Source organism: Micromonospora tarensis (assembly GCF_016803395.1).
GTDB lineage: Bacteria > Actinomycetota > Actinomycetes > Mycobacteriales > Micromonosporaceae > Micromonospora > Micromonospora tarensis.
Genome location: NZ_JAEVHL010000040.1, coordinates 19,912 through 36,323 on the forward strand (window position 1 = coordinate 19,912; position 16,412 = coordinate 36,323).

Consider the following 16,412-nt stretch of genomic DNA (forward strand, 5'->3'; position numbering starts at 1 on the left):
CCCCGGCGGAATCGTTGCATCCCAGCACGGCCGCCAGGGCGAAGCTATCAAGCTTCGGCCCTTTTCTTTTTTCACACCCCTTTCGGAAGGTGGGCCATGAGCCTCGATCATCGAACTGTCGACCAGGGTTGGCTGGCTGATCTGCGAGCGTCCCTGGCGGACGATTTCGCCACACAGACGGCGCGGCTGCGGGAACTGACCGAACTCAACGCGGACACCGGCGACCCCGGCGAGGCCCATAACCGGGCCGCGTTGCTGGCGGCCACGCGCCGCAACATCGAGCAGTTGACCGGTGCGCTGAGCCGGGTCAGTGACGGCACCTACGGCGCCTGTGAGAGATGCCGCCAGCGCATCCCGGCCGAGCGGCTCGAGGCGCTGCCCTACGCCCGCTTCTGCGTGCCGTGTCAGGAGAAGCAGAACAGGTGAGGTCAGGTGGGTGGTCGCCGCGTCGCTGGCGCGGCGGCCACCCACCTGGTGCGGCTGCCGGCCGCCCCGCCCCGGGTGGGCGAGTGCCGAGTCGGTGCGCACGCCCGGGGCCGTCCTCACCTCGTGCTGGCCGGGGCCGCCTCGGGTACCACTGTGACCTCGCTGCGGTGGGCGGCCGGGAGGATCAGCGCCGACGCGACAAGCGCGGCGACCGCGATGCCCAGCCAACCCCAGAAGCCGAAGGCGATGACCAGGCCGGAGAGCGCGGCCGGGCCGATGATGTTCTGCGTGATCACGTGCAGGTCGAACGCGCCCAGGTACTCGCCCTGGGCGTGCTCGGGGGCGAGGCCGAACGCGAGGCCCCAACCGGAGGCGGCCTGCATCACCTCGGCCACCGACAGGATCAGCACGGCGGCGACGATCGCCACGGACGCCAGCACGACGTTGTCGTCGAGGGCGGTCACCGCGAGGACCGCGCAGCCGCCGGCGAGCCAGTAACCGGAGCGCCGGGCGAGCCGGCCGGCACCCGGCACGGTGTCCGCACCCCGGCTGGCGCGTACCTGGAACAGGATGACGAAGGCGGTGTTGACGATCAGCAGCAGCGGGATCAGGAAGTGCGGCAGCTCGGTGCGGTTGAGCGCCCAGAGCGGCATGGTCACCAGGATGATGCTGACGTGCGAGGCGAGGATCGTGGAGACGCCGATGACCGCGAGGAAACGCGGATCGCGTACCGCGGCGAAGCGCCTGAAGCCGACCGGCGCGGGACGCGGCGGCACGTCGGCAGGCGGGTGACGAGCAGCGCGGCGCCGGCCATCAGCGCGGCCGTGGTGAGCGGGATCAGCACGAGCAGCCGTTGATCGAGGGCGGCGACGGCGGCCACCCCGATGCCGACGCTGAAGCCGATGTTGAACACCGACCGCATCATGGCCTTGAGTCTGACCCGCTCCGCGGCGGGCACGAGGTTGCCGATGAGGGCCCCGTTGGTCGGGCCGGTGCCGTACTCGAGGAAGCCGACGGTGACCACCAGCGCGAAGAAGGCGGCCGCGCTGTCGACCAGTGTGTAGAGCCCGAACCCCACCGCCAGCAGGGCGAACAGGATGACGAGCAGCCGGCGGGCACCCACCCGGTCGGCGATCACGCCGAACAGAACCGACGAGAGGAAGGCGGACAGGCCGGCCGCCGACAGGCCCAGACCGACCTGCCGGGCGTCCAGTCCGACCCGGAGCGTGAAGTAGACGACGCTGCCGCTGAGGAAGACTCCCTTGCCGATGGACTCGGCCAGTCGGATCGCGATCAGCTTCCGGCGGAGCGGGTCGGTCGGCACCAGGCCGGCAACAACGTCCGTCACTCGTGACAGGGGCATGCGTCAATCCTGGCGACGGTGACGCCAGGCGGACAGGGCGTCCGGTGTAGCCGGTGCGGGACGACGTCCCGGATCGGTCGGGAAATTCCCCCATGGACGCCCGGGCAGACGGTGCGCTAGTCGCCGTGAAAGGTCCGCTCTGGACGGCTTCGTCAGGGTGAAAACGGAAACTTTGGTTCGTTTTTTCGATGCGTCAAAAGGCTGACCGAGCCCGTTACCGGGATCACTTCTTGTGTTGTTCTGTTGGCCGTGAGTAGATGTTCACCACGACGCGGGGGTCGGCGCTACCGCGGCGTTTCCCCCGCGCGACAAAGACACCGCGGGCCGTTAGGACGGGGTGAGGTGGGTATAAATGGTCAGCGTTGGCTCGGCCTCGGAACTGACTCGGGACATGAGGCGGTATCCGGAAGATGTCGCGGCGGGGACACAACCCGGCGCGGTGACGGTGGTGCTGGCCGACGCTCAGCCGGTGGTGCGCAGGGGCCTGCATGCCCTGCTGTCGCCCTCGGCCGAGGTCGCCGTGACCGGTGAGGCGGCATCCGCTCGGGAGGCGTTGGCGCGCGCCGCCGCCACGCGTCCCGACGTGCTCGTGCTCGACATCGAGCTGCCCGGGTTCCAGACCGGGGTGACGATCCAGGAGATCATCCGCGCGTCACCCTCGACCGCGGTGCTGGTCTTCACCGCGGTCGAGGACGAGAACGCGATCTTCGCGGCCATGTGGGCGGGCGCCCGGGGCTATGTGCTCAAGAGTTGCCCGGGCGACGGCATCGTCCGGACCATCCGGGGCCTCGCGACCGGTGAGGTGATCCTCGGCCCCCGGGTGGCCGACAAGCTCATCGGGCAGCTCAGCCGGGAACCTCGCAACCAGCAGCTCTTCCCGGAGCTGACCGCGCGCGAGCGGGAGGTGCTGGAGCTGATCGCCTCGGGCATGCGCAACGTGGCGATCGCCGCGAAGCTCAACCTGTCCCCGAAGACGGTCAGCAACCACATCTCCACCATCTTCAGCAAACTGAACGTGTCGGACCGGTACGAGGCGATCGAGGTCGCCCGCCGGGCCCGGTTGGGGCGGCCCGCGCCGCCCGGCTCCAGCCCGCCGGTGGTGCCCGGTGGCCGTGTGCTGCTGGCCGGCCGGCGTGGCGTCGTCACCCCGGGCGCCGCCGCCTACGCCGGTGTGCGGTCGGTGCGGAGGTGAGCGGGATGACGCTCGACCTGGACGCGATCGCGAACCGGTTGGAACCACGGTTCGGCCGGGCCGCGCACCGCTGGGCGGGCACGCTGAGCCAGCGGCTCGCCGAACTCGTCGCAGAGTGGGGGCTCACCCTCGGCGACCCAGTCAAGTCCGGCAACTCCTCGGTGGTGTTCCGCTGCGTGGGCCCACGGGGCGACGCGGTGCTCAAACTCTCCCCGGACAGCTACGCCGTGCGGGAGGAGGTGGACATGCTGCGCCAGTTCGCGCCGAGCGGGCGGGTACCGGCGGTGCTGGAGTCGGCCAGGGGCGCCGTGCTGCTCGAAACGATCCACCCCGGCACCCTGGTGGAGAAGATGCCGCAGCCACCGTCACCGCAGGAGTACGCCGCCTTCCTCACCGATCTGCACGGGCCCGGCGATCCGGCTGCCGCCCCCCGCCAGCTGTCGGACTGGATCGACGTGCTGTTCAACTCGGCGACCCGCCGGGGCGCCGATCTGGCCGAGTCCAAGCGGCTGCGTGACGACCTGTTCGCGGTGCCCACCGACACCGTGCTGCTGCACGGGGATCTGCACCTGGGCAACGTGCTCAGCGGCGGGGTGAAGGGCCTGGTCGCGATCGACCCGATGGCGTGCGCCGGTGACCCCTGCTTCGACGCGGTCGACTACGTGCTGGAGGGCCTGGACCGCGCGGAGATGGTGCGCCGACGCGACGAGCTGGCCGTGGCGGCCGGCATCGACGTGGAGCGCCTCGACCGGTGGTGCCGGGTGACCGCCCCGATCGGTGCCACGTACGTCAGTAACAGCGTGCACTCGGCGGAGCTGGCCGCCTTCGGGCGCGGCGAATACTAGCCACAGCGGCCTCACCCCCGGCCCGACGGCGACCCCGCCGGGCCGGGGGCCGCGTCGTGCCCGGGGACGGGTATCGACGTGTCTCGAACGCGACCGGGAGGATTTCCTGGTCCGGCGGGAGAAAGTGCTCTGCCGGGCGGGACGCGCCGGGCCGCACGATCGGTGCATGGTTCGTACCGGTCGTGCTTCCTTCGCTCAGGAACGCCTCTACTTCCTCGATCAGCTCCAGCCCGGAAACCCGGCGTACGTGGTGGCCTTCGCGGTGCACCTGCACGGTGCGCTGCGACCCGAGGCGCTCCGCGCGGCCCTGACCAGCGTGGTCGCCCGGCACGACGCGCTGCGTACCACGTTCGCGGTGGTCGACGGCGTGCTGACCCAGCGGGTGTCGGCGACGCCCGAGGTGGACGTCGACATCCGCGCCGACGGGTGGGCTGATCGCGACACGCAAGCGGCCCACCTGCGTACCCTCGTCGCCGAGCAGGCCCGGCACCCGTTCGACCTGACCGACGGGCCGGTGCTGCGGGCCTTCCTGCGCTCCTGGGGCCCGGACGAGCACGGCCTCGCGGTGCTCGTGCACCACATCGCCTGCGACGGGTGGTCGGTGGGCCTGCTGCTGCGTGACCTGGCCGCCGAGTACAACGCCACGGTGAGCGGTTCGGCCGCCGGGTACGACGAGCCGGCGGAGTCGTACCTGGCGTACGCCGAGCGGCAGCACGAGGCGTGGCGGCGGGACAGCTCCGGCCTGGACTCTTGGCGCGCGGCGCTGGCCGACGCGCCGCAACTGGCGCTGCCCACCGACTTTCCCCGCCCGAGCGTGCTCGGCACCGCCGGGGCGGTGCTGCGCCGCCCGGTCGAACCGGAGCTGGTGCGGCGGCTCGGCGAGTGGGGGAGGGCGCGGGGCGCGACGCTGTTCGCGGTGACGCTGGCCGGGTACGCCTCGGTGCTGTCCCGGTACGCGCGCCAGGACGAGGTGGTGGTCGGCGTTCCGGTGGCGAACCGGATGGACGATGCCGAGGAACGCCTGATCGGCTGTCTGGTCAACACCCTGCCGATCCGGCTCGACGTGTCCGGCCGACCGGGCTTCGCCGAGCTGGTGGAACGGGCCCGACGGGCCAGCATGGCGGCCTTCGCCAACCAGGACGTGCCGTTCGAGCAGATCGTGCGGGCCACCGTCGGGGAGCGGCAGCTCAGCCACGCCCCGCTGTTCCAGACCTCCCTGACGGTGCAGAACTTCCCGTTCGCGTTCCCCGAGTTCGCCGGGGTGCGGCTGACCGAGGTCGACGTCGAGATCGACGTCACCAAGTTCGACCTGGGCCTGACCCTCGACGTCTCCACCGACGTGCCGTTCCTGCGGGCCGAGTACAGCACCGAGCTGTTCACCTCGGAGACCGTCGCCACGCTGCTCACCCACTACCTGACCTTCCTGCGGTCCATAGTCGACGAGCCGGGGCGGGAGCCGTCCATAGTGGACGACGCCGAGCGGTCGCAGCTCACCGAGGGGGTGAACCCGCCGCTCGCACCCCAACCGGTCGAGCATCCGTCGGTGCTGCGTCGCTTCGCCGCGCACGTGACGGGCACCCCGGACGCCGTGGCCGTCCGCCACCGGGACGTGGAGATCACCTACGCCGAGCTGGACCGGTGGGCCGGGCGGATCGCGGCGGGCCTGGCCGACCGCGGCGTGCGCCACGGCGTCCGGGTGGGGTTGCTGCTGGGCCGCTCACCTGCTGTCGTCGCGGCGATCCTGGGCGTGTGGAAGCTCGGCGGCGTCTACGTGCCGCTGGACCCGGACTACCCGCGCCAGCGGCTCGAACTGATCACTGCCAACGCCGGGATGGCGGTGCTCGTGGTGGACCCCGACACCGCGGAGGCGGCCGGGGCACTCACCCGTGGCCGGGCGATTCCGCTGGCCGACGCGCACACCCTGGACGGGGTGTCCATGGTCGAGGAGACCTTCCCCGCGCCGGACGACCCGGCGTACGTCATCTACACCTCGGGTTCGACAGGCGTACCCAAGGGGGTCCTGGTCGGGCACGGCGGCCTGGACGCGCTGAACAGCCCGACCCCGGCCGGCCTGGACGTCACGGCCGACGACGTGTGGCTGGCCGCCAGCTCGTTCTCGTTCGACGCCTCGGTGTGGGAGATGTGGGGTGCGTTGAGCACCGGCGCCCGGCTGGTCATCGCCGACCGGGTCGACCTGGTGGACCGGGAGCGACTGGCCGCGCTGGTGCGTCGCGAGGCCGTCACGGTGCTGTTCCAGACCCCGGGTGCGCTCTACCGGCTGCTGCCGCCGTACCTGCGGGCGCTCGACGTCGACGAGGTCTCGCGCCTCCGCTACGTCGTCCTCGGCGGTGAGGCGCTGAGCTGGTCGCGGGTGGCGTCGCTGATCGCGGACGCGCCGGGCCTGCGCGCGGTCTTCGTCAACATGTACGGCATCACCGAGGGCACCATCCACGTCACGATCCACCAGGTGCCGGCCGCCGAGGTGCCCCGGGTCCGCGAGGGTGTCATCGGCGTGCCGTTGCCGTCGGGGCGCTGCTACGTCCTCGACGAGGACCTGCTGCCGACCGGGCTCAACGTGCCCGGCGAGCTGTACTGCGGCGGCGTGCTCGTCGCGCAGGGCTACCTGGACAACCCGGAGCTGACCGAGGCGCGGTTTCCGCCCGACCCGTACGGCCGTGGGGTCATGTACCGCACCGGGGACGTGGTGAAGTGGGGCCTCGACGGGACCATGGTGTACCTCGGCCGCAACGACACGCAGGTGCAGCTGCGCGGCTACCGCGTCGAGCTGGCCGAGGTGGAGGGTGCCCTGCTCACCCACCCGGCGGTGCGCTCCTGCGCGGTGGCGGCCCAGGACGACGAGCTGGTCGGGTTCGTGGTCCACGAGCTCGGCCCGGACGCCGACCACGTGCTCCGGGCGCACCTGCGCGAGACGCTGCCGGCGTACATGGTGCCGTCGCGGATCCTGACCGTCGCGGCCATCCCGCTCACCGCGCACGGCAAGGTGGACGTCGCCCGCCTGCTGGCCGACACCGGCGCGGCGCTGCCGCTCGCCGCACCGTCGCGGCAGGCCGGTGAGGTCGCCGGCAGCGGGCTGGCGGAACGCATCCGGGCCTGCTGGGTCGAGGTGCTGCGCCGGCCCGACGTCGGACTGCACGACAACTTCTTCGACCTGGGCGGCCACAGCTTCGCGCTGATCACGCTCCAGCAACGGCTGTCCGAGGAGGGGCTGGACGTCTCGGTGACCGACCTCTTCCGCTGCGGAACGGTCGCCGGCTGCGCCGCGCACCTTGAGCAGACCGCACCCGTCGTCGCGGACGCCAACGCGGCGCAGCGCCGGCAGGGCCGCGCCCTGCTGGCCGACCGGCGACGCAGCGTCGGAGCCGGCCGTGGCTGAGCTGGACGACAGCACGGCGGTCGCCGTGGTCGGCATGGCCGTCCGGGTTCCCGGTGCCGACCGCGACCTGGACCGGTTCTGGCGACAGGTCCGCGACGGCGTCGACGCGGTCACCTTCTTCACCCCGGAGCAGCTCGCCGACTGGGGGGTACCCAAGGATCTGGTGGAGCGGCCGGGCTTCGTGCCGGCCCGGGCGGTGCTCACCGACGCGTACCGCTTCGACCACCGGCTGTTCGGCTACTCGCCGTCGGACAGCGCCATCATGGACCCCCAGCAGCGGATCCTGCTGGAGTGCGCCTGGGCGGCCCTGGAGCACGCCGGCCACCCGCCGGTCGCCGCCGACGGCAACCGGGTCGGGGTGTACGTCGGCACCGGGCTCAACGTCTACCTGCTGGACAACGTGTGGCCCAACGAGCGTGCGGTCGAGGCGGCCGGCGGCCTGGGGTTGATCATCGGCAGCGACAAGGACTTCGCGGCCACCCGGATCGCCTACAAACTGAACCTCCAGGGCCCGGCGCTGACAGTGCAGACCGCCTGCTCGACGTCGCTGGTCGCGGTGCACCAGGCCACGCAGGCGCTGCTGACCTACGACGCCGACGTGGCGCTGGCCGGGGCCGCCACGGTCGCCCCGCCGACCCGACGCGGGCACCTGCACGAGCCCGGCGGGATCTTCTCCGCCGACGGTCACTGCCGGGCCTTCGACGCCGCCGCCGACGGGACGGTGCCGGGCGACGGCGCGGGCGTGGTGGTGCTCAAGCGTCTCGCCGACGCGCGGCGCGACGGCGACACAGTGCACGCGGTGATCCGCGGCTCGGCGGTGAACAACGACGGCGCCCGCAAGGCCGGCTTCACCGCGCCCGGCCCCACCGGTCAGGCGGCCGTCATCGCGGCGGCGTTGGCGGTCGCCGATGTCGACCCGGACACCATCGGCCTGGTCGAGACGCACGGCACCGGCACCGCGCTCGGCGACCCGATCGAGGTGGCGGCGCTGCGGCAGGTGTTCGACTCGGTGCGGCCGGACCGGGCGCCTGCGCGCTCGGTGCGGTCAAGTCGGTCGTCGGTCACCTGGACACCGCCGCCGGGGTGATCGGCCTGATCAAGACGGTGCTGGCCCTGACCCACCGGACGATCCCACCGATCGCCCACCTCCGCACGCCCAACCCGGCGATCCGGCTGGACGGCTCGGTGTTCGAGCTGCCGTCGACCGCCCGGCCCTGGGCGTCGGTCGACGGGGTACGCCGGGCCGGGGTGAGCGCCTTCGGCATCGGTGGCACCAACGCCCACGTGGTGCTGGAACAGGCGCCGCCGACCCGGCCCCGGCCCCGCCGGCACGTCCCGCAGTTGCTGCTGGTCTCCGCCAAGACCGCCGCGGTGGCACAGGACAGCCTGGACCGGGTCACCGCGTTCGCGGCGGAAACCGCCCCCGGTGAGCTGGCCGACCTGGCGTACACGCTGCGGACCGGTCGCGCCGAGCTGCAGTGGCGGGCCGCCCTCCTGACCCTGGCGCACGGCGAGGCGACAGGGGTCCGCAGGGTCGACGAGGCAGCCCGGGCGCGCGGGGTCGCGTTGCACCTGACCGGGGCCGGCGAGCTGACCGGCAACCGGCCCAACTACGACGCCGACCCGGTGTACCGCCGGACCGTCGACGAGGGCGTCGCGCTGCTGCGTGGCCACCACCTCGGCGACGGCGTCCGGGAACGCTGCGACCGGCTGCTCGCCTGCGTCGGTCTGACCCGGTCGCTGATCAGCCGGGGCGTCACCCCGCGCGCCCTGGCCGGCAGCGGTGTCGGCGTGCTGGCCGGTGCCGTCGTCGCCGCTGTGATGTCGCTCGCGTACGCGCTGGCGCTGCTGCGCGGCGCCGACGCTCCCGACGTCCGGCTGAACCCCGCCGAGCTGCCGCTGCACGTCGACGGGCGGCCCGACGACCACGCGTACTGGCGGGCGCAGGCCGCCCGCCCAGCGGCGTCGGTGCCGCTGCCCGACGAACCCGACCGTGTGCTCTGGGTCGAGGTCGGCACCAGCGTCACCCCGCACCTGGGCGCCGACCAGCCCCCGCTCCCCGCTGATCGGCACGCCCGCGTGCTGGCGACCGTCGGCGCGCTGTGGCAGTCGGGTCTCACCGACGGCTGGGATCCGGTGCACGACACCGGCCGACGCCGGCTGCCCGCCCCCACCTACCCCTTCGCGGCCACCCGGCACTACCTGGACGCCCCCGGGGCCAACCCGAACAGAGAGAGGTAGCACTGATGCGCGACGTACCCGACCGGACCTGGGTGGCCGAGTTCGAGCAGCTGTGGATGGAGGTGCTCGGCGTCGACACGGTCGACGACGACGACGACTTCTTCGACCTCGGCGGCCACTCGCTCAGCGCGCTGCGGCTGAGCACCCTGATCCGCCAGGAACTCAACCTCGCGGTGATGTTCGGCCACGTGCTGGAGAACCCCCGCCTCGCCGACCTGCGCACTGTCGCCGGCGAGGTGCCGCTGGAGCGGCCCGTGGCGGAGACCGCCTGATGGTCGCCCCGGACCTCGCCGCCTGGGCACCGCTGGCCGCGCGGGTGCTGGGCGGCACGCCCGAGCAGGTGTGCGCGGCGGCCAGCACCGAGTCGTTCGTCGGCCTGGGTGGCACCTCGCTACAGGCCATTGCCCTGGTCTCGCTGGGCCAGCGGGAGCTGCGGGCGGACGTGGACAGCGCCCGGCTGCTGTCGGCGCTGCCGCTGGCGCGGGCCCTCGCCGGCGCGGTGGACTTCGTCGACACCGCACCGCCGGCCGCCGCGCGCGGACCCGTCGAGCGGGAGCTGCTGCCCGGTCAGCGGTCCATGCTGGCCGCGCACCTGCTGGAGCAGGACGCGCCCTACCACCTGATGTTCACCGTGGAGGCGGACGGACCCCTCGACCCGGCGCGGGTCCGGTGGGCGCTGCGTCGGTTGACCACCCGCCACGAGGCGCTGCGTACCCGCTTCGTCCGGGACCCCCGCCAGGCCCGGATCGTGCTGCCCGCACCGTACGAGCCGCGCCTGCTGCACCAGGTGCTGCCCGCCGACGACGCGGTGCGCACCGTGCACGACCTGTACGGCCGGTCCGCCGCGCGACTGCTGCGCCCGTTCGCGCAGCCACCTGTGGTGTTCGTGCTGACCCGTGCCGGGCGACGGGACCTGCTCACCATGCTGGTGCACCACACGGTGAGCGACGGCTGGAGCGTCGGCGTGTTCGCGCGGGAGTTCGCCGAGTGTTACGTCGGGGACGGCCCGGCCGAGGCAGCCCCGTCGCCGGACTGGGTCGGCACCCGGCTCGCGGCGCAGGAGACCTCCGGCGCGCTGGCGGCCGCCCTGACCCGGGTCACGGCGCGGCTGGGCACCGCCCCGTGGTCGGTGACGCTCCCCACCGACCTGCCGCCGGTCGCCGAGGCCGACGGGCGCGGCTCGCGGCTGCACTTCCACCTCGACGAGGCGGCGGCGGAGGCCACCACCGGGCTGGCCCGGCAGTGCGGGGTGACGGTGACGTCGGTGGTCCTGGCGGCCTGGGCGTTGGCAGTGTCCCGCCGCGCCAACCTGGACGACCTGGTGCTCGGGGTGCCGGCGGCGGGCCGGTTCGAGGCGGGCATGGAACGGCTGGTGGGCCTCTGCACCCGGGTCGTCCCGGTGCGCTGCGCCGCGGCCGACGACCGCACCGTCCGGGAGTTCGTCCGCGGGGTCGCCGACGCCCTCGCCGCGGCGGTCGCCGACGCCGACGTGCCGTTCGAGCGGGTCGTCGCCGAGCTGGGCGCCGCCACCGACCCCGGCCGGAACCCGCTGGCCCAGCTCGGCTTCGCCGCCCACCACGAGCTGGTGCCCGACGAGCTGGTGGTGGGCGACCGCAGCTGGCGGGTGCACGAGGGTCACTGCCACGGCGCGGTGTTCGACGCCCTGCTCTACCTCCAGTCCTGGTCGGGTCGCCCCCGGTTCGCGCTGGAGTACGCGACGGCGCTGCTCACCGCCGCCGACGCCGGGGAGCTGGTCGAGTCGTTCCAGGCGGCTGCGGGAGCTGGCCACCGACCCGGACGCGGTGCTGCGAAAGATCACCACGCTTTCGGCGGGTCAGCGCGACCGACTGCGGGAGCTGGGTGCGGGCGGAACGCACGACACGGCCGACGACGTGTGGCACCGGTTCGCCGGGTACACGCGGTCCTCAGGCCAGCGGACCGCGCTGGTCGACGCGCACACCGGGCTGACGTTCACCTACCGCGACCTGCACGACGCCGCGGTCGAGCAGTCCCGCCTGCTGCACGCCCACGGGGTGCGCGCCGGTGACGCGGTGCTGCTGGAGCTGCCCCGCTCGGCCGCCGAGGCGGTCGCGGTGCTGGGCGTGCTGCGACTCGGCGCGCACTACGTCGCGGTCGACCAGCACGCCACCGCCGAGTGGCGGGCGCACCTGGCGGCGACGGTCGCGGCGCGGGCCCGCCTCGGTGCGGGCCAGCCCTGGACCGGCGTCGTCGACTGCCCTTTGGTCGAGCCGGGAACGCCGGCCGGGAACGACCCGGTCCGGGCGGCGCCGAGCGACCCGGCGCGGACCGCGTACGTCTCCTTCACCTCCGGCTCGACCGGGCTGCCCAAGGGCGTCGTCGTGCCGCACCGGGCGGTGCTGCGACTGGCCGACGACCCGGCGATGTTCGCCGACCGGCCGGGCATGCGGATGCTGCGGTTGTCCCCGCTGGCGTTCGACGCGTCCACGCTGGAGCTGCTGGTGCCGCTGGCGAACGGTGACACGGTGGTGGTCTTCCCGCCGGAGGACCCGACGCCGCGCCGGCTGGCCGACGTCCTGGCCGCCGCCGGGGTCACCCACGCCTGGCTCACCGCGGGTGTGTTCCACCTGGTCGCCGAGCACCGTCCGGACGCGTTCGCCGGGCTGCGGCAGCTGTTCACCGGCGGGGGAGTGGTCTCACCGCCGCACGTGCGCCAGGTGCTGGCCGCCTGCCGGGGGCTGCGCCTGACCAACGGGTACGGCCCCACCGAGAACACCACGTTCACCACGACGTACTCCGTCGCGCACGCGGACGCGACAGTCGACCCACTGCCGATCGGCGCGCCGGTGCACGGCACCGACCTCTCCGTCGTCGACGCCTCGGGCCGCCTCGTTCCGCCGGGTGCGGTCGGCGAACTCCTGGCCGGCGGCACCGGCCTGGCCGACGGCTACCTCGGCGACCCCACCCGGACGGACGCCTCCTTCGTGCGCCACGGCGACGTGCGCCGCTACCGCACCGGGGATCTGGTGCGCTGGGGCGCGGACGGGCAGCTGCGCTTCCTGGGCCGCAACGACCGCCAGGTGAAGATCGCCGGACACCGGGTCGAACCGGTCGACGTCGAGCGCCGGCTGCGGGCGCGGCCGGGCGTGCGCGACGCCGTGGTGTTCCCCACCGGTGACCCGGCGACCGGGGTACGCCTGTGCGCGGCGCTCAAGCCCGACGCGGACGGCCTCGACGTGGCCGCCGTGCGCCGCGCGGTCGAGCCCGAGCTGGCCCCCTACGCCCGGCCGCAGCAGTGGCTGACGGTGGCCGAGTTCCCGCTGGACCGCAACGGCAAGGTCGACCTGCGGGCGTTGGGCGCGCTGGCGCAACCCGCCGCACCGCCGGAGACCCCGGCCGTGGCGGCGAGCCGGCCAGCGATCCCCGCCCAGCGCTCGGCGTCGCTCGCCGAGTTCGAGGAGCTGGTGACGGGTGCCTGGGTGGAGGCGCTGGGCACCGACGACTTCGACGTCGACGAGGCGTTCTTCGACGTCGGCGGTGAGTCGCTGCGCCTGGCGATCGTGCGCCGGCTGCTCCAGGAGCGGCTGGCCGGCCGGACCATCCCGCTGACCGATCTCTACCGCTTCCCGACCGTCCAGACGCTGGCCCGGCATCTACACGCACAGACCGAGAGAGCAGGCGCATCCTCATGAACGACGACATCGCGATCGTCGGCCTGGCCGGTCGGTTCCCCGGCGCCGCCGACGTCTGGGAGTACTGGTCGAACCTCGTCGCGGGCAAGACCACTGTCAGCGCGTTGACCCGGGGCGAGCTGCTGGCCGCCGGGGTGGCCACGGACCGGCTCGACGACCCGGCGTACGTGCCGGCGCGGGGCGTCCTGGCCGACCCGGACCTGTTCGACGCGGCCTTCTTCGGCATCACGCCGAGGGAGGCGGAGACCATGGACCCGCAGCACCGGCTGCTGATGCAGACCGCGTGGGCGGCGCTGGAGTCGGCCGGGCTGACCACCGAACGGCCCTTCGGTCGGGTCGGCGTGTTCGCCGGGGCCGGGTTCAACTACTACGCCCTGCACCATGTGTTCGCGCGGCCCGACGTGGTCGAGTCGCAGGGCCTGCTGTCGGTCGTGCTGGGCAACGAGAAGGACCACCTGGCCGCGAAGATCGCGTACCGACTGGATCTGGGCGGCCCGGCCATCACCGTGCAGACCGCCTGCTCGACCTCGCTGGTGGCGGTGCATCTGGCCTGCCAGAGCCTGCGCGCCGGCGACTCGGACGTCGCGCTCGCCGGCGGCGCCTGCGTGGCCGTGCCGCAGCAGGCCGGTTACCGCTACGAGACCAAGGGCATCATGTCGCCGGACGGCACCTGCCGGCCCTTCGACGCCTCGGCCGACGGGACCGTTCCCGGCAACGGCGTCGCGCTGGTGGCGCTCAAGCGCGCCGAGGACGCCCGCCGCGACGGGGACACCGTGTACGCCCTGATCAAGGGGTCGGCGGTGAACAACGACGGCGGGATGAAGGTCGGCTACACCGCGCCGGGCATCGCCGGGCAGGTCGACGTGCTGACCCGCGCGTACGCCGCCGCCGGGGTCGACCCGGCCACGGTGGGCTACCTGGAGGCGCACGGCACCGCCACCGAGGTCGGCGACGCCATCGAGCTGGCCGCGCTGACCGAGGTGTTCCGGCGCGGCGCGCAGCAGTGCTCGATCGGCTCGGTCAAGGCCAACGTCGGGCACCTCGACGCGGCCGCCGGGGTCGCCGGCCTGATCAAGGCCGCGCTGGCCCTGCACTTCCGGCAGATCCCGCCGCTGGCCGGCCTCAAGCAGGCCCGGCCGGAGCTGCTCGACGGGTCGACGCCGTTCACCGTGGACACCGTCGCCCGACGGTGGCAGGCGGTTGGTGGCCCGCGCCGGGCGGCGGTCAGCGCCTTCGGCCTGGGTGGCACCAACGCCCACGTGGTGCTCCAGGAGGCCGACGGTCCGGTCGCAGCGGACCCGTCGGCGGACGACGGCCCGGCCGAGCTGATCGTGCTGTCGGCGCGGACCCCGGAGGCGGTTCGCGCGGCCGCCGAGCAGGTGCACGAAGTACGTGCGGCAGCGGCCCGACCTGTCCCTGCGGGACGTCGCGCTGACCTCGCAGACGTACCGCCGGCACTTTCCGCACCGGCTGGCCGTGGCCGCGCGGGACGTACCGGCGGCGCTGGCCGGGCTGCGCCGGGCGCGGGCGCGCACGGCGGCCCGCCGACCCCGGGTGGTGTTCCTCTTCCCCGGTCAGGGCGCCGAGTTCGCCGCCATGGCGCGGGGCCTCTACCAGCACTACCCGTCGGTGCGGGCCGACCTCGACCACGGGGCGGAGCTGCTGGCCCCGGTCCTCGGCCTGGACCTGCGGGACGTCCTCGTCGACGACGACCCGCACGGGGTCGTGCACCGCACCGACGTCACCCAGCCGGCGTTGGCCCTGTACGAGGTGGCGCTCGGCCGGTTGCTGATGTCGTGGGGTGTCCGCCCGGCGGCGATGATCGGCCACTCGGTCGGCGAGTTCCCGGCCGCCGCGCTCGCCGGTGAGCTGTCCGACGACGACATGCTGCGCCTGGTCGCCGCCCGGGGCAGGCTGATGCAGGACACCCCGGAGGGTCACCTGCTGGCCGTGCTGGCGGGCCCGTCCACAGTGGCGACGCACCTCGCCGGCCTGGACGAGCTCGACATCGCCGCGCACAACGCGCCCGAGGTCACCGTCGTGGCCGGGCCGCCGGCGCAACTCGCCACGTTCCGCGAACGCCTGGGCGTGGCCGAGGTGCCCTGCCGGGCGCTGCCCGCGCAGCGCGCCTTCCACAGCCGGATGATGGCCGACGCCGCCCGGCTGCTCGGTGTCGAGGCCGACCGGGTGACCCATCGGCCCCGGACCATCCCGGTCGTCAGCAGCGTCGACGGCGCGCTGCTCGACGCCGGCCGGCCTCGTGCCGCTGGGTACTGGGCGGCACAGATGCGCAGCCCGGTGCGCTACCACGACGCCCTGCTGACCGCGCTCGACCGGCCCGATCCCGTCCTGGTCGAGGTCGGTCCCGGCACCACGCTGACCAGCATGGCCCGGCAGACACCGCAGGGCCGCCACGTGCCCGGGTTCGCCGTGCAGCCGCGACCGACGCAGCGGGCCGACGCCGCCGACGTGCTCGCCGGGCTCGGCGGGCTGTGGACGGCCGGGGTGCCGGTGGACTGGGCGGCGGTCCGCGGCGACACCCGGGCCCGGCGGGTGGCGCTGCCGACGTACCCGTTCGCCCGTACCCGCCACTGGCTCGACGCGACACCGGCACCGGTGCCGGACGACGTGGAGCCGGCGCCGCCGCCGGCGACCGCCGGGGAGGGCACCGTGCTGGGCGAGATCGTGCAGCTGTGGGGTCGGCTGCTCGGCTCGCCCGACATCGGGCCGGACACGAACTTCTTCACCGTCGGCGGGGAGTCCCTGCTGTTCATCCGGATGGTCAACCAGGTGCAGCGCCGCTTCGCGGTGCGCATCCCGATGGAGCAGCTGTCCGCCGAACCCACCCCGCGCATCCTGGCCGAGCTGGTGACGCCATGACCGACCACGCCGACTTGGCCCACGCGGCGGTGGTGGCGGCGGTGCTCGGCCACCGCCTGTCCGGCGCGACGTCGGTGCTGGTGCGCGGCCCGCGCGGCGACCGCACGGTGCGCGTGCACCAGGACAGCACCCCCACCGAGGTACGCGCACAGACGCACCCGCCGTCCCCGACTCCCGAGTCCGACCCGTCCTCGGTGGACGTCGTGCTGGGCGCACCCGGGCCGGCGGGCGTCGGGGCGGCGGCCACAGTGGGTCGGGTGCCGGTCTGGTTCGCCCGCCACCACGGTCATCCCGCCCAGCTCCAGGAGCGCCTGGACACCCTGGCCGGTTGGCTCACCACCCATCCCGACCGCCCGGTGCGGGAGGCCGTGCTGGTCGGCCCGGTGGAGCGGGGCCACGC

General features: G+C 73.9%; 13 protein-coding genes and 1 pseudogene. 12 read left to right on the forward strand and 2 right to left on the reverse strand.

Going from position 1 to position 16,412, the window contains the following annotated elements:
* Positions 1–96 precede the first annotated feature (96 nt).
* Positions 97–426 (forward strand): TraR/DksA family transcriptional regulator, encoded by a 330-nt coding sequence (locus JM949_RS11475; RefSeq protein WP_203148369.1) that lies wholly within the window; start codon positions 97–99, stop codon positions 424–426.
* Positions 427–542: 116 nt separating this feature from the next.
* On the opposite strand, the gene JM949_RS11480 is transcribed toward JM949_RS11475, so the two are convergent.
* Entirely contained in the window at positions 543–1,085 is a 543-nt protein-coding gene (locus JM949_RS11480) for an MFS transporter (protein WP_203148370.1), read from the reverse strand.
* A complete protein-coding gene (locus tag JM949_RS11485; protein WP_203148371.1) occupies positions 1,082–1,789 on the reverse strand; it encodes an MFS transporter in 708 nt (235 codons plus the stop codon). The genes JM949_RS11480 and JM949_RS11485 overlap by 4 nt, the downstream gene beginning before the upstream one ends.
* 391 nt (positions 1,790–2,180) lie before the next feature.
* Between JM949_RS11485 and JM949_RS11490 the strand changes: the two genes are divergently transcribed.
* From JM949_RS11490 to JM949_RS11540, 11 genes and pseudogenes are all read left to right on the forward strand, one after another.
* Entirely contained in the window at positions 2,181–2,981 is an 801-nt protein-coding gene (locus JM949_RS11490; RefSeq protein ID WP_203148372.1) for a LuxR C-terminal-related transcriptional regulator, read from the forward strand.
* Positions 2,982–2,986: 5 nt separating this feature from the next.
* Entirely contained in the window at positions 2,987–3,826 is an 840-nt protein-coding gene (locus JM949_RS11495; RefSeq protein ID WP_203148373.1) for an aminoglycoside phosphotransferase family protein, read from the forward strand.
* Between the two features lie 166 nt (positions 3,827–3,992).
* Complete coding sequence (locus JM949_RS11500; protein ID WP_203148374.1) at positions 3,993–7,220, forward strand: non-ribosomal peptide synthetase; 3,228 nt, start codon at positions 3,993–3,995, stop codon at positions 7,218–7,220.
* Entirely contained in the window at positions 7,213–8,307 is a 1,095-nt protein-coding gene (locus JM949_RS11505; RefSeq protein WP_203148375.1) for a beta-ketoacyl [acyl carrier protein] synthase domain-containing protein, read from the forward strand. The genes JM949_RS11500 and JM949_RS11505 overlap by 8 nt, the downstream gene beginning before the upstream one ends.
* On the forward strand, positions 8,304–9,461 hold the full coding sequence (locus JM949_RS11510; protein ID WP_203148376.1) for a ketoacyl-synthetase C-terminal extension domain-containing protein: 1,158 nt from the start codon (positions 8,304–8,306) through the stop codon (positions 9,459–9,461). The genes JM949_RS11505 and JM949_RS11510 overlap by 4 nt, the downstream gene beginning before the upstream one ends.
* Positions 9,462–9,466: 5 nt before the next feature.
* Complete coding sequence (locus JM949_RS11515) at positions 9,467–9,733, forward strand: phosphopantetheine-binding protein (protein WP_203148377.1); 267 nt, start codon at positions 9,467–9,469, stop codon at positions 9,731–9,733.
* On the forward strand, positions 9,733–11,508 hold the full coding sequence (locus JM949_RS36860) for a condensation domain-containing protein (RefSeq protein ID WP_238432984.1): 1,776 nt from the start codon (positions 9,733–9,735) through the stop codon (positions 11,506–11,508). Before JM949_RS11515 ends, JM949_RS36860 begins: the two co-directional genes overlap by 1 nt.
* The gene (locus tag JM949_RS11520; RefSeq protein WP_238432990.1) at positions 11,447–13,132 is read left to right on the forward strand and encodes a non-ribosomal peptide synthetase; all 1,686 of its coding nucleotides are present in this window, start codon (positions 11,447–11,449) and stop codon (positions 13,130–13,132) included. Before JM949_RS36860 ends, JM949_RS11520 begins: the two co-directional genes overlap by 62 nt.
* A pseudogene (locus JM949_RS36865) lies at positions 13,129–14,520 on the forward strand (beta-ketoacyl synthase N-terminal-like domain-containing protein); the annotation flags it as partial. The gene JM949_RS11520 and the pseudogene JM949_RS36865, both read left to right, overlap by 4 nt.
* A gap of 4 nt (positions 14,521–14,524) precedes the next feature.
* The gene (locus JM949_RS11535) at positions 14,525–16,012 is read left to right on the forward strand and encodes an acyltransferase domain-containing protein (protein ID WP_407664731.1); all 1,488 of its coding nucleotides are present in this window, start codon (positions 14,525–14,527) and stop codon (positions 16,010–16,012) included.
* A partial coding sequence (locus JM949_RS11540; RefSeq protein ID WP_203148380.1) for a hypothetical protein occupies positions 16,009–16,412 on the forward strand: 404 nt, incomplete at its 3' end. The genes JM949_RS11535 and JM949_RS11540, both read left to right, overlap by 4 nt.

What these genes read in the sequence shown, in the direction of transcription:
- JM949_RS11475 (WP_203148369.1), top strand. Translation starts at nt 97, where the DNA reads ATGAGCCTCGATCATCGAACTGTCGACCAGGGTTGGCTGGCTGATCTG.
- JM949_RS11485 (WP_203148371.1), bottom strand. Translation starts at nt 1,789, where the DNA reads ATGCCCCTGTCACGAGTGACGGACGTTGTTGCCGGCCTGGTGCCGACC.
- JM949_RS11490 (WP_203148372.1), top strand. Translation starts at nt 2,181, where the DNA reads ATGAGGCGGTATCCGGAAGATGTCGCGGCGGGGACACAACCCGGCGCG.
- JM949_RS11495 (WP_203148373.1), top strand. Translation starts at nt 2,987, where the DNA reads ATGACGCTCGACCTGGACGCGATCGCGAACCGGTTGGAACCACGGTTC.
- JM949_RS11500 (WP_203148374.1), top strand. Translation starts at nt 3,993, where the DNA reads ATGGTTCGTACCGGTCGTGCTTCCTTCGCTCAGGAACGCCTCTACTTC.
- JM949_RS11515 (WP_203148377.1), top strand. Translation starts at nt 9,467, where the DNA reads ATGCGCGACGTACCCGACCGGACCTGGGTGGCCGAGTTCGAGCAGCTG.
- JM949_RS36860 (WP_238432984.1), top strand. Translation starts at nt 9,733, where the DNA reads ATGGTCGCCCCGGACCTCGCCGCCTGGGCACCGCTGGCCGCGCGGGTG.